Source organism: Acidithiobacillus sp., assembly GCF_023229925.1.
In the GTDB taxonomy this organism is placed as follows: domain Bacteria; phylum Pseudomonadota; class Gammaproteobacteria; order Acidithiobacillales; family Acidithiobacillaceae; genus Acidithiobacillus.
Genome location: NZ_JALNYM010000002.1, coordinates 1 through 23,452, shown reverse-complemented (window position 1 = coordinate 23,452; position 23,452 = coordinate 1). Strand labels below are relative to the sequence as shown.

The 23,452-nt window shown below is 55.2% G+C and carries 21 protein-coding genes; 12 read left to right on the top strand and 9 right to left on the bottom strand.

The window, feature by feature from the left end; all coding sequences use genetic code 11:
• Positions 1 to 36 precede the first annotated feature (36 nt).
• The 6 genes from M0P56_RS06690 to M0P56_RS06665 are packed head-to-tail and all read right to left on the bottom strand — an operon-like array spanning position 37 to position 6,763.
• Positions 37 to 1,329, bottom strand: a complete 1,293-nt coding sequence (locus tag M0P56_RS06690) for a TolC family protein (RefSeq protein ID WP_291509278.1) — start codon at positions 1,327 to 1,329, stop codon at positions 37 to 39.
• Positions 1,330 to 1,336: 7 nt separating this feature from the next.
• A complete protein-coding gene (locus tag M0P56_RS06685; RefSeq protein ID WP_291509277.1) occupies positions 1,337 to 2,632 on the bottom strand; it encodes a glycosyltransferase family 2 protein in 1,296 nt (431 codons plus the stop codon).
• Positions 2,616 to 3,623: a diguanylate cyclase gene (locus tag M0P56_RS06680; RefSeq protein ID WP_291509276.1), complete on the bottom strand. Its 1,008-nt coding sequence runs from the start codon at positions 3,621 to 3,623 to the stop codon at positions 2,616 to 2,618. Before M0P56_RS06680 ends, M0P56_RS06685 begins: the two co-directional genes overlap by 17 nt.
• Before the next feature lies 1 nt (position 3,624).
• On the bottom strand, positions 3,625 to 4,713 hold the full coding sequence (locus tag M0P56_RS06675; protein WP_291509275.1) for an HlyD family secretion protein: 1,089 nt from the start codon (positions 4,711 to 4,713) through the stop codon (positions 3,625 to 3,627).
• 3 nt (positions 4,714 to 4,716) lie between these two features.
• Entirely contained in the window at positions 4,717 to 5,559 is an 843-nt protein-coding gene (locus tag M0P56_RS06670) for a hypothetical protein (RefSeq protein WP_291509274.1), read from the bottom strand.
• A 10-nt stretch (positions 5,560 to 5,569) separates the two neighbouring features.
• Entirely contained in the window at positions 5,570 to 6,763 is a 1,194-nt protein-coding gene (locus M0P56_RS06665; RefSeq protein ID WP_291509273.1) for an NAD-dependent epimerase/dehydratase family protein, read from the bottom strand.
• A gap of 400 nt (positions 6,764 to 7,163) precedes the next feature.
• On the opposite strand from M0P56_RS06665, the gene M0P56_RS06660 reads away from it, so the two are divergent.
• The 4 genes from M0P56_RS06660 (at position 7,164) to M0P56_RS06645 (ending at position 12,336) form a co-directional block, all read left to right on the top strand.
• Entirely contained in the window at positions 7,164 to 8,585 is a 1,422-nt protein-coding gene (locus tag M0P56_RS06660) for a form I ribulose bisphosphate carboxylase large subunit (RefSeq protein WP_291509272.1), read from the top strand.
• Positions 8,586 to 8,663: 78 nt separating this feature from the next.
• Positions 8,664 to 9,020, top strand: a complete 357-nt coding sequence (locus M0P56_RS06655; RefSeq protein WP_009566929.1) for a ribulose bisphosphate carboxylase small subunit — start codon at positions 8,664 to 8,666, stop codon at positions 9,018 to 9,020.
• 142 nt (positions 9,021 to 9,162) lie between these two features.
• Positions 9,163 to 9,966, top strand: a complete 804-nt coding sequence (locus tag M0P56_RS06650) for a CbbQ/NirQ/NorQ/GpvN family protein (RefSeq protein WP_291509271.1) — start codon at positions 9,163 to 9,165, stop codon at positions 9,964 to 9,966.
• 51 nt (positions 9,967 to 10,017) lie between these two features.
• A complete protein-coding gene (locus M0P56_RS06645; RefSeq protein WP_291509270.1) occupies positions 10,018 to 12,336 on the top strand; it encodes a VWA domain-containing protein in 2,319 nt (772 codons plus the stop codon).
• Between the two features lie 120 nt (positions 12,337 to 12,456).
• Here the strand turns inward: M0P56_RS06645 and M0P56_RS06640 are convergent, their stop codons facing one another.
• A complete protein-coding gene (locus tag M0P56_RS06640) occupies positions 12,457 to 12,819 on the bottom strand; it encodes a hypothetical protein (protein ID WP_291509269.1) in 363 nt (120 codons plus the stop codon).
• Between the two features lie 263 nt (positions 12,820 to 13,082).
• On the opposite strand from M0P56_RS06640, the gene M0P56_RS06635 reads away from it, so the two are divergent.
• From M0P56_RS06635 to M0P56_RS06600, 8 genes are all read left to right on the top strand, one after another.
• The gene (locus tag M0P56_RS06635; RefSeq protein ID WP_291509268.1) at positions 13,083 to 13,940 is read left to right on the top strand and encodes a YicC/YloC family endoribonuclease; all 858 of its coding nucleotides are present in this window, start codon (positions 13,083 to 13,085) and stop codon (positions 13,938 to 13,940) included.
• Positions 13,941 to 13,947: 7 nt separating this feature from the next.
• A complete protein-coding gene (gene gmk, locus M0P56_RS06630) occupies positions 13,948 to 14,586 on the top strand; it encodes a guanylate kinase (RefSeq protein ID WP_291509267.1) in 639 nt (212 codons plus the stop codon).
• Positions 14,587 to 14,608: 22 nt separating this feature from the next.
• Positions 14,609 to 14,884: a DNA-directed RNA polymerase subunit omega gene (gene rpoZ / locus M0P56_RS06625; protein ID WP_291509266.1), complete on the top strand. Its 276-nt coding sequence runs from the start codon at positions 14,609 to 14,611 to the stop codon at positions 14,882 to 14,884.
• Positions 14,868 to 17,147, top strand: a complete 2,280-nt coding sequence (locus M0P56_RS06620) for a bifunctional (p)ppGpp synthetase/guanosine-3',5'-bis(diphosphate) 3'-pyrophosphohydrolase (RefSeq protein WP_291509265.1) — start codon at positions 14,868 to 14,870, stop codon at positions 17,145 to 17,147. The genes rpoZ and M0P56_RS06620 overlap by 17 nt, the downstream gene beginning before the upstream one ends.
• Positions 17,148 to 17,162: 15 nt before the next feature.
• Entirely contained in the window at positions 17,163 to 17,552 is a 390-nt protein-coding gene (locus tag M0P56_RS06615; protein WP_291509264.1) for a Rid family detoxifying hydrolase, read from the top strand.
• 1 nt (position 17,553) lies between these two features.
• A complete protein-coding gene (locus M0P56_RS06610; protein WP_291509263.1) occupies positions 17,554 to 17,769 on the top strand; it encodes a DUF1858 domain-containing protein in 216 nt (71 codons plus the stop codon).
• A 1-nt stretch (position 17,770) separates the two neighbouring features.
• On the top strand, positions 17,771 to 19,831 hold the full coding sequence (gene recG / locus M0P56_RS06605) for an ATP-dependent DNA helicase RecG (protein ID WP_291509262.1): 2,061 nt from the start codon (positions 17,771 to 17,773) through the stop codon (positions 19,829 to 19,831).
• Positions 19,832 to 19,921: 90 nt separating this feature from the next.
• Positions 19,922 to 20,800: a murein L,D-transpeptidase family protein gene (locus M0P56_RS06600; protein WP_291509261.1), complete on the top strand. Its 879-nt coding sequence runs from the start codon at positions 19,922 to 19,924 to the stop codon at positions 20,798 to 20,800.
• Here M0P56_RS06600 and hemG read toward each other — a convergent pair.
• Positions 20,772 to 22,112, bottom strand: a complete 1,341-nt coding sequence (gene hemG / locus M0P56_RS06595) for a protoporphyrinogen oxidase (protein WP_291509260.1) — start codon at positions 22,110 to 22,112, stop codon at positions 20,772 to 20,774. The two genes, M0P56_RS06600 and hemG, sit on opposite strands and share 29 nt — an antisense overlap.
• Positions 22,113 to 22,115: 3 nt before the next feature.
• On the bottom strand, positions 22,116 to 23,159 hold the full coding sequence (locus tag M0P56_RS06590) for an AI-2E family transporter (protein ID WP_291509259.1): 1,044 nt from the start codon (positions 23,157 to 23,159) through the stop codon (positions 22,116 to 22,118).
• Positions 23,160 to 23,452: the final 293 nt, after the last annotated feature.

The following is a 23,452-nucleotide window of genomic DNA, read 5'->3' as shown; positions in this document are numbered from 1 at the left end:
TCATTGGTGTGGTATCTTGACCATAACTTCCGCATATCATCCGGGAGAAGTTGCAAATAGTCCACACGCAGATGGATCGAGTCTCCGTAACTTGGCAGCCGCAGCAGCAACCGCGGCGATAGCATTTATGCGCATAGTTTCTGCCTGAAACCAGTCCATACGGGCAACAATAGACTTCCGGAACACATCGTTGGGACCATCCTGCATCATGGCATGTAGGCTGTTCCAATCTGCTTGATTCACTGCAACTTGTTTTTGAGCTACAACGAGATCATCTCTTGCGACTCGAAGATCACCCATCGCTGCGACAAGATTTTGGTGAACGTTGGCTCGCGCTTGAAGTATCTGTAATTGTAAAGATTCAGCCTGGGCGGCCAGTTTTGATATGTGAGCGTTGTCAGCATCAATTACGTCAAGAGGCACATTGACCTGAATACCTGCTGCAATAGTGTATCCTGCTCGATTCCCTGCAGGATCATAAGATGACTGGGCACCGACATTTGCCGTTGCATCGATATACCTCCAAGGACCCAGATGCTGTTCTGCGCGAATAGCGTTTAGTTGCCCCAGCAATGTCTTGATCATGGGATCGCTGGCCATGGCCGCATCATTTACCTTTGATATATGACATTGATTAAATTGCAGAATATTGGGTGATTTCGGTTCAAATGGTCCGAGTTTTTGTCCCAGAATGGAATTCAAAGCGGATAGGGCCGTCTCCTCCTGTATTTGTGCCTGATTCACTGCATCAACTGCTTGGGACTGCACCCTATCAAAATACAAGCCATCGGCAAGTGACCATGAGCCGGATATCCGCTCCTCTTTTGCGGCCAGTGACCATTTTTTAATTTGTCCTACAAGATTCTCAGCTAGCAGTTTTCTTTCCTTCGACTGCCAATAAAGTAAAAAGGCGGTGTCCGCAAGATCAATTACCTGCAATCGCGTTTGCAGTAACGTAGCACGGCTTGTCGAAAGCGCAGATATTGATTCATATGTCTTCTCCTGTTGCACAACGTTTGCGCCAAGCAATGGATAGCTCAGGCTAACCTGTGGGTCTATCCCAAAATATTTTGGCGTGATATTACTGATTACTAAGGGATAATGTTGGCCAATATTGATACCGGTATGAAGAGTAAGCCCGCCTTGATCCTTAGTTTCTTTGACATTTTCCTGAGCGGCCTTGATATTGGCCAGAGCCGCTTGGACGGGTAGCGACCTCCGCACCATCCGTTCGATTGTCTGGAGACTGAGCGATGGGTTTGCATCAGCAACCATTGGCAACATATAGCTACTGGCTATGATTAGCACTATGACTTGATTAAAATTCATAAGCCGTTCACCAATGTGTTGTCTGATCCCAGATTCTTTTAGGTACATAAGGATGCCACCGATAAATGCCTAGCAGTTCTCTAATGATGGAAACCAATTCAATAACCCTGATAGGGAGCCGATAAAATGGATAAATGGGCCACAACCAGAATGTACGCAAATTTGGTGTGCGGAAAATGTCATTCGCTATGAGCAAGCGAATACCCAACAGGAAAATCACAATCCAATATAATCCAGTCAATAATAGCGGTCGAGAAAGTGGCATGGATAAAGTGTAATATGTAACCATGGAAAAGCCTAGAATAGGTATAACAGTGCGAGTAATAAGGATATCCAAAGTCATGAGCATGTTGCTGAAACCAAAGCGACTAGGTATACCAATGTCTAGCTGTTTGTGTAAGCGGATCTTAACCATATTGCGTGCCCATCGGCTCCGTTGGCGTAACAGCCAACCGAACTGGTTGGGCACATCTGTCCATACCACGGCGTCATGCGCGAATCGCAGTTTCCATCGCGCCTTCCGCAAGCGCATGGTAAGATCAGTGTCGTCGCCAAGGCCTGCGTCGAGTCCACCAAGAGCGAACATCGCTTTGGCTCTAAACATACTCCCAGCACCGGGAAGAATGGAGAGGAGTCCAAGACGCGCGCGCCAGAGTCGGGAAATGCTTACATTCATTGCATACTCACACTCTTGGAAACGGGTCAAAATGTTCTCACGGGCATTGCGGACCCGCAGATTGGTGGCCACGGCTCCAACAAGAGGATCTTCAAAAGGCTTAAGGAGCGCATCAATACAGCCATATTGCACTTCGCAATCCGCATCGAGGATAAATAAAAAGTCTCCCCGTGCCATGCTTAAGCCGATGTTAAGGCTGGGGGGTTTGCCGTTGTGCTGCGTTGATGCAAAGACACGCAGTCTTCCCGTCTTTTCAAGCGATCTGGCCCGCATGGCGGATCCATCGGTGGATCCATCATCTACAAAGATGATCTCTAAATTGGGATATCCACAACCAAGTACAGATCGTATGGTAGGAATAATACCCTCGGCAACATTACGCCCAGCGATCATGACAGATACTAACGGTCTGTTTTGTAATACGCTTCCAGTATCAAAGAGCATTGAAGGGCGGATCATAAATATTACCCAAGCGGTAATGTCTGGCAGTGTGAAGCGAGCCATGACAATGGTAATAAACCAAAAATAAGGGTCTTTTGACCGAATGAGTGTTCCCGTGGCGCTGGGTACTTGTGACAGAGTCCCCGGTTCCAGATAAGACAGAAGATAGCTAAGATATCCGATCATTGTTTTTCAATAAAGCGCGTGCTGTTTCGATTTGTTCTTGAATGGTTTTTTTGGGCGATGTCTCGATGCTGAGCGTACGCATGCTACTGTCAACCAATCTGGTTTTCGCGATAGCGGCACCTGCCGAATCACAGGAAGAAAGCACGATCAAAAGGTTCTCCTTATCCAATCGCCCCAGCCGGTCTGTGTTACGCAAATTACTGGCGATGCGGTCCGCTACTATTTTTATGGATGTCAGGGGATCGGCCATATCCATGGGTTGCACCAACAGTAAGCTGAAAGGGATCCCATAACGGTGCTGGCGATTTCTTTCGTCTTCCAAAAGCTGCATAAATAAATGATGACGGATAATCTGACTATCGGCTTCATAAAATCGCTCATTATCCGCTTCAAAAAAGCGACCTCGATGTAACGCGGAAAATCCCAGGCTGCTGATCTGATATTTGTCAACTTCTTCTCGAATAAGCTCAAGTCCCCGTGATCGTTTCTGACAACTCAAGCAAAATGCTTCAACGTCTGGCGACTGAAATGACGCATTACAGTTCACGCAATGGTGATTCTCTCCAGGAAGATCGTGATCTGTACCCAAATGCTCCAGCTTGCCCTCGCATTTTGGACAGCGCCGTGCGCCCTTGTCGTCGCGCTCAAATAGATAAATGGGGCCTACATAGCCACATCGGAAGTGATGAATGAGAGGAATCGCCTCTATGTGAGCGGATTTGCAGGAAACACAGACTTCACGCACGTTCACATGATGGCTGTTGCAGGCTGGGCAACGGGTGAGTATTTCAAAGAAGGTTTTCTCAAGATAATCGTTTTGCACGAGATATTGTAAATCTCGTATCAGGATGTCATTGATTTCCATGGACTCGATACTGGCATCATATACGTAGCCTTTGGAGAAGCAGGGAGTCCATATTGGCAACCATTCCCCACCGCATAGCTGCATACGGCGCAGAATATTTAGGTGTCGCTCGCTATCCTCAGGCATATCAGAAATCCTCCATGACTCTTTTGCCCCAAGACTCCAGTGGAATCCTGACATGCACTCTTTCCCCAAATAGCAGATTGCCGCGTTGGTCTGGAGAGGGATTATCGAATGTGATTCGCACTAAACGATATTGAGTCCACTGTGGTTGTTCCCAAAAATATCGCGTGAGAAGCTTAGGAAGTTGGGTTATTTCTGGTTGGATTGATGTGATTGTAGCGGGCATTTCGCCGACACCAGGAATATCGATATATGCGCTCGCGTGCTCATGTAGGTGGCTCACCATATTAGGTGGGACGAAGGCCGTCACATAGGCTTTTTCCGGCTGAAATATTTTGAAGAGAGCCTCGCCTGCAGCCACAATCTCACCTGGATGAGCATGGCAGTCCAGCAATTCCCCATCTACGGGCGCAACTAACGGGCGGCGATAAACACTGGTCTTTTGAGCAAGTTGTAATTTTAATTGCTGTTCGGCAGAGAGCATTTCGGCTTTTTCTGCTACTTGCAATTGGGTTACCTGCAACGTCATCTGTTTTGCCGTGGCTGCTGCAGCTCTCGCCTCAGATTGCGCTTGCAACAGCTGGTCCCGAGCTGCCGACACAGCAACTGGACTAACGGCTTCAACTTCGGCCAACTTTATGGTGGATGTATATATCGAAGCCAATCGTGAGCAGTTCGCTATTGCAGCGTGAGCAGTATATTGTGCTGCTGTGGCTGCAGCCTGGGCTTCGGCGACACCGTTGCTTGCCCCATTACGAGCAAGGGCGATTGCCTTTTCGGCATTATACTGGTTTTGCTGGTATTGGTCCGCCAAAAGTTCATTGCTTACCAAAGCCAGTGATTGGCCACGATGCACCATAGTATCGCAGGACACCATCTCCTGATCGATGCGAGATAGAAATATAGGGCTAACTGGAGTGAGATTGCCATTGACGATTCCCATCACGCGGATATTAGAAAATGGTGGCAAGAAAAAATAAAACAGCAACACAGCAATGATTGCGAATAAAATATAGCGCGCTACATGTCTCGGAAAGTGTGACTTCCTGACCGGTATGTTTTGTGCGTTAGGAGATGACTTGCGGAATAGCACGGCTTATCTCCCCATCAGTGTTCGCAATGATTGGTAGTCATTGATGGCGATACCAAGATAGCCAGATTTGTTCCTGAGCATACTATCCAAGGTTGTCATCGCATGCTGGAAGTTATCGGCCGTATTTCCCGCATAACTAATTGCACTAGATACGCCAACTTTAGTAGTGACCCCGAACCAGAATTTGCCTTTCATGGCAGCTATCGTTTCAAGGGATCGGTTGGCGACACGTAATGCCGCACTGGGATTAGATCGGTATGCCATGAGCACCTGCGCCTGGACGATAGATGTCACCGCACCAAGGATGTTGTCCCCAGTATGAGAAATGGAAAGGTTGTTGAATGCAGGCACAGTGGATACACAAGTAGCTAATCCATTAGATTTGGTACGTGCGACTGCATTCTGTAGGAAGTTTAAGTAATCCATTCCAATCGCCTGATGATCCAGAGACATCTTCCATGCGTATGAGTCTTGCGGTTCGACATCCAAACAGATCCCATTAGCCCCCTGACCAGCCAGGTTTAGGAGGGATTGAAAGGAACTTGGTAGATTCTGATGTTGCGCCCAAGCGGGAGTGCCCCCAACCACATAAGCTGATATTCCGCATTCTTTCAGAAAGCGTAATGCTGATTGCAATGCGGGTAAACTACCCCTATCCGCTGGTGGAACTGAATAGAAAACTGTATTAAACCCATAGTTTTTTGAAAAGGTGGCAACTTTCTTGATATCAACCAGGGGGGTTTTCCATACCCAAAGACTCTTGGGAATGGCGAAAAAACCATCCTTTGATGCCATGCTGGACAGTGGTAGACCTATTACCCCCGTAAGAGTCATCATGGCAGACATAAAGCTTCGCCTATTCACGAGAGGCTTGTATTATCTGCTTGTCATCCATGCCGTGCTTCCAAGTGACGCGCGGTAAGAGCCCCACGCGGCGAACATTATCCTTGGCAGATATGGCACGATCTAGCATGTGCGCGATCACATCGTCGGTTAACATATGGGGTTTGAGACCCAGTTCTGGAAGTCCTGTGTGAATCGCATGGTAGTAGTGTTGTTCCATCTCTTCCCTGGGATTGGGTAGATGGTTGATGGCTACATCGAGATCACGTGTGCCAGAAACCTTTTGGATCTTTCCGGCAATATCCATAATGGAGAATTGTTCGGTAAACTGATTAAAAACCCTGAACTCTCCTGCTTTTGCTGGATGTAAGGCGGCTAATTCTACGCACTGGAGAGTATCCTGAATGTTGAGGTATCCACGTGTTTGACCACCATTGCCATAAATAGTGAGCGGATGACCGATAGCAGCTTGCACGACGAAACGATTCAAAACGGTACCAAAAATGTCATCGTAGTAAAAGCTGGTGCGCAGGTCTGGATCGTTGTCCATTTCTGGTGTATCTATACCATAGACAACACCTTGATTTAAATCGGTTACCGCGAGATTCCATACGCGACAGGCAAACTCCAAATTATTGGAGTCAGCGACCTTGGACAAATGGTAGAGAGAATGCGCTTTTTTAGGATAAAGCATCCGGTCTTTTCGGCCTTTGTGCCCGATCTCGATCCAGCCCTCTTCTATGTCGATGTTCGGGGTGCCATATTCACCCATCGTGCCCAGCTTGATAAGGTGCGCCTGAGGACAATGATCATGCATGGCAAACATCACATTGAGGGTGCCGATGATATTATTCTGCTGAGTATGTATGGCAGCATTCTGATTCATCATGGAGTAAGGTGCCGAAGGCTGCTCCGCATAATGAATAATAACGTCCGGCTGATAATCCCGGCAAATGCGTTGCAGTAATTCCGGGTCGGTAGCAATATCGCCCACGACCACTTCAATCACTTTGCCGGTTTTCCCATGCCAATGAACGGCACGGCCTTGAAGAAGCGGGGTGGGCTCCAGGGGAGCTACATCAACCACGGCTTCCCAATGGCGCTTGATCATATTATCAACAGCTAATACTTTATGCCCACGCGCCGAAAAGTGCATAGCCGTAGGCCATCCTAGATAACCGTCCCCACCCAGAATACAGATGCGCATATTTATTAACCTTGTTGCCATGGCGTGGAGAGTATTAGACAGCAAACAATGAGTTAAATAAAGTCCGACTTGGACACGAGGATACCGGGATTTCTGTCCATGTGTGGGCAGAAATCATGCCGCAGCTTTTTGGCGAAGATTTGCAGCGGTCATGTGCTCCTAACTTGGTGGATGATGGCACGCGAACAAGGTAACGCCAAGAGTGCTGCCCTGGTAGATACGCCCTATCCCAGCGCCAAAAAAACTCCCCGGCGATCATTGCATCAGTTTGTGCTTATGAGAAAAATAATTAATAGTGATTAGTGTTTATGGCTTGTGAACACTATAGTCACTCCATCGCTGCAGACGTAGCGATTGCGCCGGAGGCACCGGCGTCGGGCAACTGCATGGAGGTGGCATTATGGCCGTCAAGACCTATAACGCGGGTGTGAAGGATTACCGGAACACCTATTGGGAACCAGATTACAACGTCAAGGATACCGATATCCTTGCGGTCTTCAAAATTACTCCCCAGGCGGGCGTAGATCGTGAGGAAGCCGCTGCTGCGGTTGCCGCCGAATCTTCTACCGGTACCTGGACCACGGTGTGGACCGATCTCCTCACCGATCTCGACTACTACAAGGGTCGTGCGTACAGGATCGAAGACGTTCCTGGCGATGATACCTGTTTCTATGCGTTTATCGCCTACCCCATCGACCTTTTCGAAGAAGGTTCTGTGGTCAACGTCTTCACCTCGCTGGTTGGTAACGTCTTCGGCTTCAAGGCGGTGCGTGCGCTACGCTTGGAAGACGTCCGTTTCCCCATCGCTTACGTCAAAACCTGCGGTGGGCCACCCCACGGGATTCAGGTCGAACGCGACATCATGAACAAGTATGGTCGTCCATTGCTGGGCTGCACCATCAAGCCCAAGCTGGGTTTGTCGGCCAAGAACTATGGTCGCGCCTGCTATGAAGGCTTGCGTGGTGGACTTGACTTCACTAAGGACGACGAGAACGTCAACAGCCAGCCTTTCATGCGCTGGAGGCAGCGTTTCGACTTCGTCATGGAAGCCATCCAGAAGGCCGAGGCTGAGACCGGCGAGCGTAAGGGGCACTACCTGAATGTTACCGCCCCGACTCCGGAGGAAATGTACAAGCGTGCGGAGTACGCCAAGGAAATCGGCGCACCCATCATCATGCACGATTACATTACCGGCGGCTTCTGCGCCAACACGGGTCTGGCCAACTGGTGTCGCGACAATGGCATGCTCCTGCATATTCACCGCGCCATGCATGCGGTGCTCGACCGTAACCCCCATCACGGCATCCACTTCCGTGTGCTGACCAAGATTCTCCGCCTGTCTGGCGGCGATCATCTGCACTCCGGTACGGTGGTAGGCAAGCTCGAAGGCGACCGTGAGGCGACCCTGGGCTGGATCGACATCATGCGGGATGGTTTCATCAAGGAAGATCGCAGCCGCGGTATTTTCTTCGACCAGGACTGGGGCTCCATGCCGGGCGTGATGCCGGTCGCTTCTGGTGGTATCCACGTTTGGCACATGCCGGCGCTGGTCACCATCTTTGGTGATGATTCGGTGTTGCAGTTCGGTGGCGGCACCCTGGGTCACCCCTGGGGCAATGCGGCCGGCGCCGCTGCCAACCGTGTCGCGCTGGAAGCCTGTGTGGAAGCCCGCAACCGTGGTGTGGCTATTGAGAAGGAAGGCAAGGCTGTGCTCACCGAGGCCGCCAAGCATTCTCCCGAACTCAAGATTGCCATGGAAACGTGGAAAGAGATCAAGTTCGAGTTCGATACGGTCGACAAGCTGGACGTTGCCCACAAATAAGCAGGTTTATCGTGTACCCTGGCGGGGGTGCTTGGATCCCCGCGCCGGTGGGCACGTCTTGATGCCTAGGAGCTTTTTATGAGTGAAGTGCAAGATTATAAATCCCGTCTCTCCGATCCGGCGAGCCGGAAGTTCGAGACACTGTCTTACCTGCCCGCCCTGACCGCGGAGCAGATCCGTCAACAGGTTGCGTACATTGTTTCCAAGGGCTGGAACCCGGCGGTAGAACATACCGAACCGGAAAACGCCTTCGGCAACTATTGGTATATGTGGAAGTTGCCCATGTTCGGCGAAACCGACGTGGACACTATCCTGAAAGAAGCGGAAGCGTGCCATAAGGCGAATCCCCATAACCACGTCCGTATCGTCGGCTATGACAACTTCAAGCAGTCCCAGGGTACCTCCCTGGTAGTCTATCGGGGCAAGACCGTATAAGCCCCGTGCCGTACCGCTCAGACTTTTTGCGCTGAGCCGGTGCGGCGCTTGTCGAGAACATCCCCTGCTATCCCTCCAGATTGCTGATAGCGTGAATGTTCCCGTCAAGTGCCGTGTTTCCCTGCCCGAGGAGAATCATCTCATGAACGACCAGCTGGCCGAATATCGCATCAAAAAAGAACCCTATTACCGCGCTACTGGTGATGAAGTAGCGCTTTACGAAGCCGCTTACAGCGTGCGCATGCCGATGATGCTCAAGGGTCCCACGGGTTGTGGCAAGACCCGATTCGTGGAGTATATGGCCCATAAGTTGGGCAAGCCGTTGATTACGGTGGCTTGCAATGAGGATATGACGGCTTCTGACCTGGTCGGACGTTTCCTGCTCGACCCGCAAGGCACCCGCTGGCAGGATGGGCCGCTGACCATGGCGGCCCGTTTGGGCGCTATCTGCTATTTGGATGAGGTGGTGGAGGCTCGTCAGGACACCACTGTGGTCATCCATCCGCTGACCGATAACCGCCGTGTGCTTCCCCTGGAAAAGAAGGGCGAGCTGGTGCAGGCACATCCCGATTTCCAATTGGTGATTTCTTACAATCCGGGCTATCAGAGCCTCATGAAGGATCTGAAGCAGTCGACTAAGCAGCGTTTTGGGGCCCTGGATTTCAACTATCCAGATCACGAAATTGAAACGGAAATTGTCTCTCACGAGACTGGTGTCAGCAAGGAGGTTGCCGGAAAGCTGGTTTCCATTGCCGAACGTGCCCGCAATCTGAAAGGACACGGCCTGGATGAAGGCATCTCCACCCGTATGTTGGTCTACGCAGGCTCCTTGATCAACAAGGGTGTTGAGGCGAAGGCCGCGTGCCGGGTGACCTTGGTACGTCCGATTACCGATGACCCCGACATGCGCGACGCGTTGGATGCGGCGGTGACCACGTACTTCTGAGTTCTCACGTTCGCCTAGCAGTGCAGAGGGCCCGACGATCATGGAGGACGCATGAAACATCTGGAAGATTATGCAGAATTGCTGGAGGCTTTTGGCGATGAAAGCCAGGCCATCCTGCAGAGTAACTGGCAAGAAGCTGCCCGAATTTTTAGTCCTGCCGGTCTGGATCGATACCTGGATGGTGCCATGGGGTTGCGATCTCTGGGCAAGGGCGATGGTTTGGTGAGCAGTTATCTGGATGCAGCCCCTCACGTCGCCCGCGAAATGGGAGAAGATGCCGTCTGGGAACTGGTGGGTGCCGTTATGAAAATGGCGTCCAAAACCAGCGGTGCGGTACTGGAGGCTGTGGTGTCCACCAGTCCGACAGCCGCCAACCGTCTGGCCGATCTGGAGCTCTTCAAAAGCTATCTCGGCATGTTGGACCGCCTGCTTGCGCAAGTGCCGCGCGCGCTGCGACCCATGCTGGAAAATATCGACCAGCTTTTTGGCTATTTGACGCTGGGTGGTTTGCGGCGCTGGGCACTCTGGGGTGCACACGCCCATCGTACAGACTTTGCGGCGCAGATTGCCTACTTTTCCCTGAAAAGTCCGGAAGCCCTGGCTATGCTCCAGCAGGAGCGTAAAGGCACGCTTTTTGTTGACATTCAGCGTCGTCTGCGTATGTATTTGAGGGCATTATGGGGACGGGATTTCTTCCTGCGCCCGACCAGCGGTGACTTTGAAGACCGCGAAGGTTACCGGCCTTATATCGAAGGGATTTTCATCCATCTTCCCGACGCCTACGATGATTGGGAAGGCATCGATGGGATGACCCGCTATCGCGCCGTGGCGGCTCACGCCGCCGCGCATGTGGCTTACATGCACAAGGCGATCTCGGCTGAGGCACTCAACCCTGAGCAGATGGCCGTAATCGGTTTGCTGGAAGATGCACGGGTGGAGGCACTGGCCATGCGCGCCTTCCCCGGACTGCGCGCAATCTGGATGCCTTTTCACACTGCGGTGGCCGGGCCGGTGGCCACTATGGGGGAGCTGTTTTCCCGACTGGCGCGGGCAATCATTGATCCCGCCTATGAGGACGACAATGTCTGGGTGCAGGAGGGTCGGCAAACCTTTGAGGAGGCAAAGGCCCGCTGGGACGATCCACAACTTTCCTGGGATTTGGGGGTGCGACTGGCGGACACCCTGCGTAAGGAAAAGATGACTTACCATGCCCGTACCGACATCCCCGATATCCCCTATCGGGACGATAACCGCTATATTTGGGAGTTTGAGGAAATCGACTGGGAAAGTGAAGCGACTATCCTTCCCGGCGCCCAAGTGCGGAAATATGTCAGTGTCATGGAAATGGTCAACGAGATTGATACCGAGTTGGCCGGTGACGACGCCCAGGAAGTCTGGGTGCTGCAATCCGAGCTTTTCCCCTACGAAGATATGGGGCTGAGTTACAACCAAATGGAAGGCAAGGAGCCGGTTTCTGATCCCTACCATTATCCGGAGTGGGATTATCAGATTCAGACCAATCGCCCGCACTGGGTAACGGTGCTGGAGCGTCGGCCCAGGATCGGCGATGTGCGCGATGTGCGTGAGGTGCTGGACAAGTACAAGCCGGTCTCCAGTCGGCTCAGATACCTGATCGAGGCATTGCAACCACAGGGTGTGCAGCGTCTGCGCAAACAGGAAGATGGCGATGAGATCGATATGGAAGCGGCGGTGCGCGCACTGGTCGATATCCGCATGGGTCTGGCGCCGGATACCCGTATCCACATGCGTAACTTGCGCAAGGTGCGCGATCTCAGCGTGCTGGTATTGATGGATCTGTCCGAGTCGACCAACGACAAGGTCCATGGTTCGGAAGACACTATCCTCCAGCTTACGCGGGATGCGACGGCACTGCTCGCCGACGCCATGAACCGTATTGGTGATCCCTTTGCCATTCACGGATTTCATTCCGATGGGCGGCATGATGTCGCATATTACCGCTTTAAAGACTTTGACGAGGCGTATAGCGATGAGGCCATGGGGCGTATTGCGGGTATGACCGGCAAGCTTTCCACGCGCATGGGGGCGGCCTTACGCCATGCCGGGCACTACCTGCGTCATCAGCGGCAATCGAAAAAACTGTTGCTGGTTATTACCGATGGCGAGCCAGCGGATATTGATGTACGCGATCCGCAGTATCTGCGCTACGACGCGAGGCGGGCTGTGGAGGAATTGGGGCGGGACGGGGTGATGACCTATTGTCTGAGCCTTGATCCCCACGCCGATGAGTATGTGTCGCGGATTTTCGGGGCGCGCAATTATCAGGTGATCGACCATGTGGAACGCCTGCCGGAGCGTTTGCCCATGCTCTACGCCGGCCTGACCCAGTAAACGTAGCTGGCGCCCACCTCCCTACGGGTGAACGGGCAAGAACGCATCGTTGGTCACTATGTCGGTGCGATTTCCTTGCCTGTTATCCTCTGGCGTTTGCTCTGGGTGCGTTTGTAGATTTCAGGGTCTGTTCTCTTCCTGTTTCCGGGGGTGAACCAGCAGTGGAGCGGTGGTTCGCACCATGGCCTTATTAGGGCGATGGTGGCTCGCCTCTACCGGGCAGGCGGGCCGGCGATGATGGTGCGCATATAGCCGTTCCCAATCACGGCGAGCTTCAGCGGGTTTTGCGCGTGCCAAGGCCAGCATCCCAAAACCATCGTCATCCCAGCCGCAGTCGCCGAGCACGGCTTCGGGCCAGCGCTGCATATAGGCATCGCGCATGATCTTTTTGCCCAGTTCGGCCAGATCCTCCGCGACCCCCAGCGCCACTGCCCGCGTTTTCCACTCATCCCATTCGAACAGCATTTCTTTCGAGCCTATCATGTGACACTCTCCCGCAGTTATCGTAATGGTCGGATTCGCCAACTGGATGCGTTGACGCTAGAACCGGCAGCCCAATTTTTTAGGTTTAGTTCTTTAGGTTTAGTTCTGGATTCCGACAGCGTCAAGGCCGCTTAATCGGTATTTTGCACTCGGCAAGCGCGTGCAGAGGTCGCCGGACTGGCAGCCGTATGCTAGTTTATGCAAGGATGCCTGCTTTTTCGTGAGCAGGATTGCGCTGGGGAGCCAACAAAATGATATGCAGTATGACCGGGTTCGCCCGCTGTGAAAGTCACGGGGCTTGGGGCACGCTGGTTTGGGAGCTGCGTACCGTAAATCACCGTTTTCTTGATGTCGGTCTGCGCCTGCCCGAGGGCTTGAGCGCCCTCGAAACAGCGGTACGGGCACGCTTGCAAAAAACGCTGGTGCGCGGGCGGGTGGATGTCTGGCTGCGTTTTCAACCTGCGGCGGGTGGATCGTTGCGCCTTAATACGACACTGGCGACGGAACTACACGGACTCCATGCGGAACTGAATGCCATCTGGGAACTGGGTGAGACCGTGTTTAATCCGTGGGATGCACTGCGCTGGCCGGGTCTGGTGCAGGCATCTGGTACGGATACGGACGCGGAGGTGTTGGAAACAGAAGCGCTGGCGCTGCTGGACCTGGCGTTAACCGAGTTGCAGGAGGCGCGGGAGCGGGAGGGTGCTGCTTTGGCACAACTGTTACTGAGTCGTGTGGATGCGGTTGCCGGGCAGACGGCAGCGTTACGCAACCATTTGCCCGAGCTGGAAAAGGCGCTGCGCGAACGTTTACAGGCGCGCCTGCAGGAACTGGCACAGCAGGTGGACGCGGGGCGTTGGGAACAGGAGCTGCTCTTTTATCTGCAACGTCAGGACGTAGCGGAGGAGCTGGACCGTTTGGACACTCATCTGACTGAATTGCGGCGCATCTTGCAGCGGCAGGAGGCCGTTGGCAGACGCCTGGATTTCCTCATGCAGGAGCTCAATCGAGAGGCCAACACGCTCGCTTCCAAGGCCGGAGATAGTCAGGTGACTTTTGCCTCGGTAGAGCTGAAAGTGCTTATCGAACAGATGCGGGAGCAGGTACAGAATGTGGAGTGAAAAGCCAATGACGGGTGGAGCAGAACGCGGTATCCTGTGGATTGTTTCGGCACCCAGCGGGGCGGGAAAGACCAGTCTGGCCCGGGCGCTGGTGGCGGCGATTCCGCAATTGCGCACCTCCGTCTCTTACACCACCCGGCCCCCGCGGCCGGGAGAGGTAGAGGGGACGGATTATCATTTCGTTCCCATGGAGACCTTCACGGCCATGGCGGAGCGGGGTGAGTTTCTGGAGTATGCCCGAGTGCATGGCAATGGTTATGGCACCAGTGAACCTTGGGTGAAGAGTCAGCTGTTCGCTGGGACCGACTGTCTGCTGGAGATCGACTGGCAAGGCGCGCGGCAGGTGCGGGAAAGATTGCCGGGGCAGGCGGTCAGTATTTTTATCCTGCCACCGTCTGTCGCCACCTTGGCGGAACGTTTGCGCGGCCGTGGCCAGGACTCGGAGACGGTTATCGAGCACCGGCTGACGGCAGCACGTGAAGAGTTGTTGCATTATGACGAGTTTGATTATCTGGTGGTGAATGACCACTTCCAGGATGCGTTAGCCGACTTGCAATGTATTGTCCATGCCGAGCATTTGCGGTTGGGTTACCAGCAGCATGCACAGCATCAACGATTAAAGAGCCTTCTCGGTATGAGCGGTTGAATTGATAAAAGGTGAATAGACGATGGCACGAGTAACAGTAGAAGATTGTTTGGAGCATGTGGATAATCGTTTTGAGTTGACGTTGGTAGCGGCGCGACGGGCGCGGCAACTGGCCTCTGGCGCTGTGCCGGGAGTGGAGCCGGGACGTGACAAAAATACGGTCGTTGCGCTGCGCGAAGTGGCAGCTGGCAAGGTGAGCCGGGCGATACTGGACGAGCAGATGCCGCCACCATTACCCAACTTCCCTGGTGCGGTGAACCGCGAAGCGGCTGGAGCTGAGGATGTCGCTGGCGAGTGAAAGCGAGCTAGGCACAGCGGTGCCGAAACTACCCCTGGCGACAGCGGTGGGCGAGGTGCTGCGTCTGCCGCCGGTTTCTCCAGCTTTAGAGGATCCTTGCGCGCCACTACGCGCGTTGCTCCAGCAATACATGACGCCCGAAGAGGTCGTGCGCGCGCGTGAAGCCTACGAGTTGGCGGCTACGGCGCACGGAGCACAAACCCGGCGTAGTGGTGAACCCTATATTCATCATCCGGTGGCGGTAGCCTGCATTCTCGCCGAACTGCAACTGGATATTTTCACCATTCAAGCCGCCTTGCTCCATGATGTGATTGAAGATTGCCACATCAGCAAGGAAAGCATCATCGAGCGCTTCGGGCCAGAAGTGGCGGAGATGGTGGACGGGGTCAGCAAGCTCGGGCAGGTCCGTTTCGAAACCCGTGAAGAGGCACAGGCCGAGAACTTTCGCAAGATGTTTCTGGCCATGTCCCGGGATATTCGGGTGGTACTGATAAAACTGGCCGATCGTCTACACAATATGCGCACCATGGGTGTGATGAAGCTGGAGAAGCGGCGACGTATTTCCCGGGAAACCCTCGATATTTATGCGCCCATCGCGCAACGTCTGGGTATTCACGCTATTCGTATTGAGTTGGAGGAGTTGGCCTTCTCCCATCTCTACCCCAAGCGTTGGCACACCCTCAATGAGGCCGTAAAGGCAGCGCGTGGTAACCGCAAGGAAGCGGTGCAAAAAATTGAACATGCCCTGGAGGACCGTCTTCGGCAGGAGGGGCTGGCAGCACAGGTCAGCGGTCGTGAGAAACACGTTTACAGTATTTATAGCAAGATGCAGAAGAAGGGTATGCCCTTCAGTGCCATCCACGATCTCCATGCCTTCCGGGTCATTGTCGCCGATGTGGATGCCTGCTATCGCGTTTTGGGCATTGTTCATAGTCTGTATCGGCCGATTCCCGGGCGTTTCAAAGATTATATCGCCATCCCCAAATCCAATGGATATCAGTCCCTGCACACCGTGCTGCTGGGCCCCTTTGGACATCCGGTAGAGGTCCAGATCCGCACCGGGGATATGCACCGGGTCGCCGAAGCGGGGGTGGCGGCGCATTGGCTGTATAAGACGGGCTCGAATAACGCACATGCCGAAACGCAGGCGCGCGCCTGGTTGCAGCGTTTGCTGGAGCTACAGATACAGGGGGGGGACTCTCAGGAGTTCCTGGAGAGCATTAAGCTCGACCTGTTTCCTGATGAGGTCTATGTGTTTACCCCCAAGGGCAAGATTCTCAGTTTGCCGCGTGGCGCGACGGCGGTGGATTTTGCCTATGCGGTGCATACGGATATTGGTGACCAGGCAGTGGCCGCTAAGGTCAATGATATGTACGTGCCGTTGCGCAGCCCTCTGAATAACGGGGATAAAGTAGAAATTGTCACGGCAGCTTCGGCACATCCGCAGCCCGGCTGGCTGGATGTGGTGGTGACCGCCAAAGCGCGCAGCAGCGTGCGTGCTTATCTGAAGACCATTCAGCGCGGCGATGCCGAAGTGTTGGGTCGCAACCTGCTGGAAAAGGCGATGCATAGTCTGGGCGCTAACCTCCAACAAGTTGAAGCGGCCGATTTTCGGCGGGTACTGACGACGTTCAATGTTCAGGATGAGGGACAATTGCTCGCAGCTATTGGTATGGGCGAGGTCTTCCCGTTGGTGGTGGCCCACAAATTGTTACCTGAGGAAGAAGATCGCGGGAAACTGGCGCAGACCGCGCGTCGTCTGGGGCAGGCGGTAAGTCAATTGTTACCGAGCCGGCTCAACCGTGAGGTGGCCACCAAAAAGCCACTGTTGATTCGAGGGACAGAGGGGATGCCGGTGACGTTGGCGCGTTGCTGTCGACCTATCCCCGGCGATCCTATTTTGGGTTTTATCAGTGCTGGCAAAGGCGTGGTGGTGCATACCCATGATTGTCACAATATCCGCGAGTGGCGCAAACGCCGCGACCGTTGGGTGGATGTGCAGTGGGACCCCGAAGCTCAAGGTGAATTTCCAGTGATGATCCGGGTGGTAGCGGAGAGCGCGCGTGGTGTGCTGGCCCGCGTTGCCACCCTGATTTCCGATGAAGATTCCAATATTGATCATGTGGACATCGAGCCCCAGGATGGACTCTATACGGGCATCACCTTTACCATACAGGCACACGATCGTGATCACCTGGCTAAAATCATGCGGAGTTTGCGTAGTCTGCCGATGGTATCTCGGGTACAGCGGGTCAAAGGCTAACAAGGAGTTTAATCTATGCCAGTTCCAGTTCAGAGTAATTCGGCACCTCAGGCTATCGGGGCTTATAGTCAGGGTATGGTGCATGACGGCCTGCTCTACCTTTCGGGTCAGATTCCCCTGGACCCTAGAACCGGGCAGATGGTAGAAGGCGACGTCGCCCTGCAGATCCGGCGAGTGCTGGATAACCTGCAGGCAGTCTGCGAAGCAGCGGGTGGGCGTCTGCAGGATGCGATCAAATTGCAGGTCTATTTGGTGGATCTCGGCCATTTTGCGCAGGTAAATCAGGCCATGGAGGTGGCGTTCACGCCACCTTATCCGGCGCGTGCGGTGGTACAGGTGGCTGCTCTGCCGCGTGGCGCGCAGGTAGAAATAGACGGCATTGTTGCCTTGGACAAGGAGCACTGAGATGGAGCGCGCGGAAGCCCTTGCCCAGCCCATGCGCGAGCTGCTGCAGACACATCCGGTATTGGTTTCGTTGCTGGAAGAGCGCGGTATTCATTGCGGAGAATGCTTTATTGCTGATCGTGAAACGCTGGGGGGGGTAGCCATCATGCATCATGTCGATCTTGACGAGCTTCTCGCGGAATGGGCGCGTCGCGAGGCCCTGCCGCGCGCCGACTAGCATGGTGGTTGCGAAGACGGGACCGTATCTACAGAGTTCCGTCTCAGCATTGCGCGGGGTCGGCCCCGCTCTGGTCCAGCGCTTACAGCGCATGGACCTGTGGCGGGTGCAGGATATCCTGTTTCATCTGCCCAGTCGTTATCAGGATCGCCGCCACATATCCCCTATGACGGCCTTGCAGCCCGGTCAGGAGTGCGCCGTACTGGGTGAAATTGTCCGTGTCGATCACCAGCGTGGGCGACGGGAACAATGGCTGGTGACTTTGAGTGATGGCAGTGGACGTCTGCTCATACGGCTCTTTCACATGGTAGCGGCCCTGCGTGGGCAATGGCAGGTCGGGCGGCAGCTCTGGTGTTTCGGAGAATTGCGCGGCGGCTTTCACGGCCTTGAAATGGTGCATCCAGAATGGCAGATGGCGGATGTCCCTCAGTTTCGCGCTCCGCGTCACCTCACCCCTTTTTATCCCAGTAGTGAAGGCGTTACTCAGGCGCAATGGCGGCGCTGGGTAGCGCAAGCCCTGACCCTTCTCGACCAGCTTCCAGATTACCTTGAAAATCGACTGCCTCCGCAGTGGCCCAGTCTGCGCGAAGGGCTGCGTTTGCTGCATGAAAGTGCGGACGAGATTCCCTCGCCGCAGCATCCCGCCTGGCAGCGGCTGGCGCTGGAGGAGTTGCTGGCGAATCATTTGGCGGTGCGTCAGACGCGGCAGTCGGGGATGATGCAGAATGCCCCCTGTCTACTCAGTAAAGGGCAGTTGTGGCGGCATTTTCTGACGCATTTGACTTTCGTACCGACGGGAGCACAGGAGCGGGTGATTGCGGAGATTAACGCCGACTTGGCGCGCCAGCAGCCCATGCGTCGCTTATTGCAAGGGGATGTGGGCTCCGGCAAAACCTTGGTCGCGGCGGCAGCGGCGCTGACCGCACTGGAGGCCGGGTATCAGGTAGCCATGATGGCGCCGACCGAGATCCTTGCAGAACAATTATATACGCGCTTTCGGCAATGGTTGGAACCGCTGGACCGGGACGTGGGTTATCTGGTGGGTAGCCGCTCGCCGCGCGCCCGCCGCGAGATCCTGGAAGCCCTCGCCAATGGCAGGCTTGGTTTGGTGACGGGGACGCAGGCGCTGTTTCAAGAGGGGGTGGAGTTTGCTCGTCTCGGGCTGGTCATCATCGATGAGCAACACCGCTTTGGCGTGGAGCAACGCAGGCAATTGCTGGAGAAAGGCACCATGACCATGCCCCACCTGCTGGTGATGACCGCTACGCCGATTCCGCGAACCCTGGCGATGACAGTGCATGCGGATCTGGAGGTGTCGGTCATTGATGCGCTGCCGCCCGGGCGCACCCCCGTGGAAACCCTGGTGATGCCTGACAGTCGTCGGCCCGAACTGATCGGACGGATGCAACACATGCTGGAAGAGGGGCGGCAAATCTATTGGGTTTGTCCGCTGATTGAGGAATCGGAAATTCTCGAGTTGCAGGCGGCGGAGGCGAGTTTTGCAGAGCTGCAAATGGCCTTGCCCGGTGTGAACATCGGGCTGATCCACGGACGGATGCGCGCCGCAGAAAAGGCGGAAGTGATGGCAGCCTTTCAGTCAGGCGCGGTATGCATTCTGGTGGCGACGACGGTGATCGAAGTGGGGGTGGATGTTCCCAACGCCAGTCTCATGGTTATTGAGCATGCGGAGCGTCTGGGTCTGGCGCAACTGCACCAGTTGCGGGGGCGGGTGGGGCGAGGGGCGCAGCAGAGCAGTTGTATCCTGCTCTATCATCCACCCCTGAGTAACCGGGCGCGAGAGCGTTTGCGGGTGATGCGCGAAACCCATGACGGCTTTGTCATCGCGCGCAAAGACCTGGAACTGCGCGGACCGGGCGAGTATCTCGGCACGCGGCAGACGGGCATCCTGCAGATGCGCGTCGCAGATATCCTGCGTGACGAAGCCCTGCTGGCTTTCGTGCCTGCATTGGCGGATCAACTGCTGCAGGAAGATCCTGATGCGGCGCAGGCTCTCGTGCAACGCTGGCTGGGGAACCGGCTAGGGTATGGGCAGGTGGGTTAGCGGAAATCCGCCAGAAGATCATGGACCTTGCGATCAGACTTCCGGTATATTATGAGACTGTGTGAGTGGAAACAATCGGGGGATGTGGGAGTGATACGCAAATTCAAGAGATGGGGGCTATTGGGGGTGGTGCCGGGTGCTCTGGGATTGGCGGGTTGCGCGACGACACATCTGCCCTCTGCGCCAGTGCATTCGGTGGCCTACTATGCCGCACAGATTCCCCCGCCGGTTGTTCAGCCGGTGGCGCCCGTGGTTTCTCCGGCAAGCGCTGCGCCCGTCACCCAATCGGTGCATATCATCATTTCGACTACCACGCACTTCCTGACGATCTACAAGGGTAATACCGTGTTGGCGACCTACCCGGTGGCCATCGGCTTCAATGGCGCAGCTTCCAGACGGACACGAGGGGATGACGTCACCCCGATGGGGCGTTATCACATCGGCTGGGTGAGCCGGGGAACGCGCTATGGCCCTTTCATGGGTTTGACCTATCCCAACCGGGAAAATGCGGCGTGGGGGTTGCGTGAGGGCATTATCAATAAGGCGCAATATCGCGCCATTGTCGACGCTGTCGACGCCGGGCAGACGCCGCCACAAAATACCCCGCTGGGCGGTGAAATAGGCATTCACGGCATGGGTCCGCAATTTGCTGATGATCCTCAGAGCAAGGTATTTCCTGGGCGCTGGACCGCCGGTTGCGTGGCCTTGTCAAATTGGGATGCACAGCAAATCGCCGCGATGGTGCAGGTGGGGACGCCCGTAGAGATCGTTGGGAATGTGCCCGGATTTCGGCGCAAATTGGAATCGGTTAGCGCCGATGCCCGGTATAAGTCCGCTGTCGCGCTCAATAGCACGGCGACACCAAGGGCAGTTGCGAAGCCCCAGGATACGGCGATGGATACCCTGGTTGCGGCGCTCGCCCCAACCCCAGACACTAATTTCAGTGCTGCCAGTCGGCATCCTGACTGAACCGGTAAGCCTCTTCCATACAGTCTCCCAGCGCGACGCCCTCCCGCCAGTTGGCCCGGAAGTACAGCCCGGGGTACCGGGCGCTTAGGGCGTCGATCCGCCTTACCCGATCCAGGTGCCCGATTTCGTATTGCGGGATGGCTTTTGGCCAGGTCTGGCAGCGGCTGAAAACGGGCTTGCCGCTGATACCCAGCAGTGGGTTGATTTCGTGTAATGCGGTCGCCAGCAGATCATCATCGCTACGTCCGGAAATGTCATTCTGACTGCCGCCGATAAAGGCGGTCAGCAATATCTGATCCGCCGGCGCGCGCCCGGGAAAGAGGGTGGAGGAGAAGAGCACCCCCAGTGTTTCCAGACCCATGACCCGCGGAATGAGCATGCCAAAACCATCCAGCGGATGTTGTACCTGTGCGCGCTGAAAGCCAATGGACAGGCTGCCGACTGCGGGATAAGGGATGGCGTCCAGTTCACGGGCAAGTGCAGCGTCCGTTGGCGCGATCAGCTCGGCCGCAGCGCCTGCGGGCAGGGCAAGAATGAGCCGTTTGCTTTGCCAGGATTGGTTGCCGCTGCTGACCTGCCAAATGTCATCGCTATTACGCAATTGATCGACTGGGGTGTTGCAACGCAGAGCATCGCCGAGTGTGCTGGCGACCCTGAGCGGGAGGGCCTGTAAACCTTCGCGAAAAGAAATAAGACGGGTTTTCGGGGTGGCGGGCGATTTCTTGTTCCGGGCGCGCAGCGCGCCGCGGAGGAGTGAGCCACCGTCCTGCTCCAGCGCCACCAGGCGGGGCAGGGTAGCCTGTACCGAAAGACGTGCGGGATTGCCGGCAAAGACACCAGAGACGAAGGGGTCGACCAGCCAGGTGAGCGCTTCATCCCCGAGTCGCCGCCGCACAAAGTCAGCAACGCTTTCCTCACCCGTCTGCGCCCGACGCGGTGGCCGAAAAGGCTCGCCAAGGAGACGCAGGCGGCCGCGCAAGCTCAGCAGGCTGCTGCCGAAAAGCACACCCGGTCCCAGTGCGACGGGTTGCCGATGGCGATTAAGGATATAGCGGCGCTGGGCGAGTGGGTTGGCTTCGACGACCTCTTCTTCTAACTGCAGTTCGCGAAGCCATTCCGGGACGATCTGGCCTTTGAGCAGGAGCGAGTTGGGTCCCATATCCCGCTGAAAGCCTTCCTCCTGTCGGCTTTGCAGGTTGCCGCCTGGCTTGGCGCCTGCTTCCAGCAGCAGGGGTTTCCAACCCCGCTTACGGAGAAAATAGGCGGTTGCCAGACCGGAAATGCCAGCGCCGATAATAACGACGTCTTCCATAAGTTATGACTCTTTGCCCAGGTAGTAAGGGCTCTGCAAATACCAGCCGTGGAGGTGGCGTAACAGGGCGATGAGGACGGCGGTGACGGGTAGTGCGAGCAGTAAGCCGACAAAGCCGAAGAGCTCACCGCCCGCGAGCACGGCAAAAATGACAGCGACCGGGTGCAGGCCGATGCGATCCCCTACCAGATAGGGGGTGAATACCATGCTTTCCAGTACTTGGCCGATGCCAAAGACGATGAGTACCCAGAGGATGGGCAAAAAAGCGCCGGTCTGCACGTACATGGCGAGGCTGGCCATGGTTATCCCGCTTACGACGCCAAGATAGGGCACAAAACTGAGCAGTCCCGCCACCAGGCCGACGAGGATAGCGGTTTGCAGACCGACCATACTGAGGCCAATCGCGTAACTGGTGCCCAGGGCCAGCATCACCAGGAGTTGTCCGCGCAAAAATGCCATGAGCATGGTGTCCGCATCACTGGCCAGACGCTGGGAAAGTGGCAGATAGTGTGGCGGAATGAGGGCGGCCATACGAGCAATGAGACGTGGCCAGTCGCGTAGCAGATAGAACCCCAGAACCGGTACTAAAATGATACTAAGTACACTGCTGATCAGACCGGAGCCGGAGCTCAGCGCTAACTGGAGACTGCGTCCCAGCCACCCCGCCAGTTTCTGGGCGTTGGCAGTGGCGTAATGGGTAATGCTTTGGCTGTCGAGGTGGATGCCGATCCGTGCGGAGAACTGCGGGATGATCTGCGTTTGCAGGAGTTCGACATATTTTTGCAGATATTCGATGAACAGTGAGGACTGGTGACGGATGATGGGGAGCAGGGCCATGATGATTCCCGCCATGATCACAGCGACGAGGACGAAAACCAGTGTGGTGCCCCAGGTGCGGCTGATTCGGTGTCGTTGCAAGCGGGTCACCAGCGGATTGCCGAGATAAGCGAGGATGCCGGCCACCAGAAAGGGGCTGAGAATGGGAGAGAGGCGATACGTCAGCCAGCCCAGCAGGATAAGGACGGCCAGCACAAAAAATCTTTGCATTATTCGCGGGGCCCCCAGTCAGGTATCCGACAATGATGCGGTCAGGATAACCTAGTCCGATAGGGCTTCGCCATGGGCACGGTAAATTTGTTCTCAAGCCTCCTGCGGTCAGGAGGCTTGAGTTTTTAGTCATCCCCAGGCAAGCGGCCGCGCATTGCCGAATGGCCACCCAATAATCATAGGGTATTTAATGTGCCTGTGGATTGTCGTAGCTGAATTGTTTCCAGCACTGTTGCCATGGATGACACGCCTGCGAGAGGGTTCCTGGAGTATCGCCGATAGCGATGGGATAG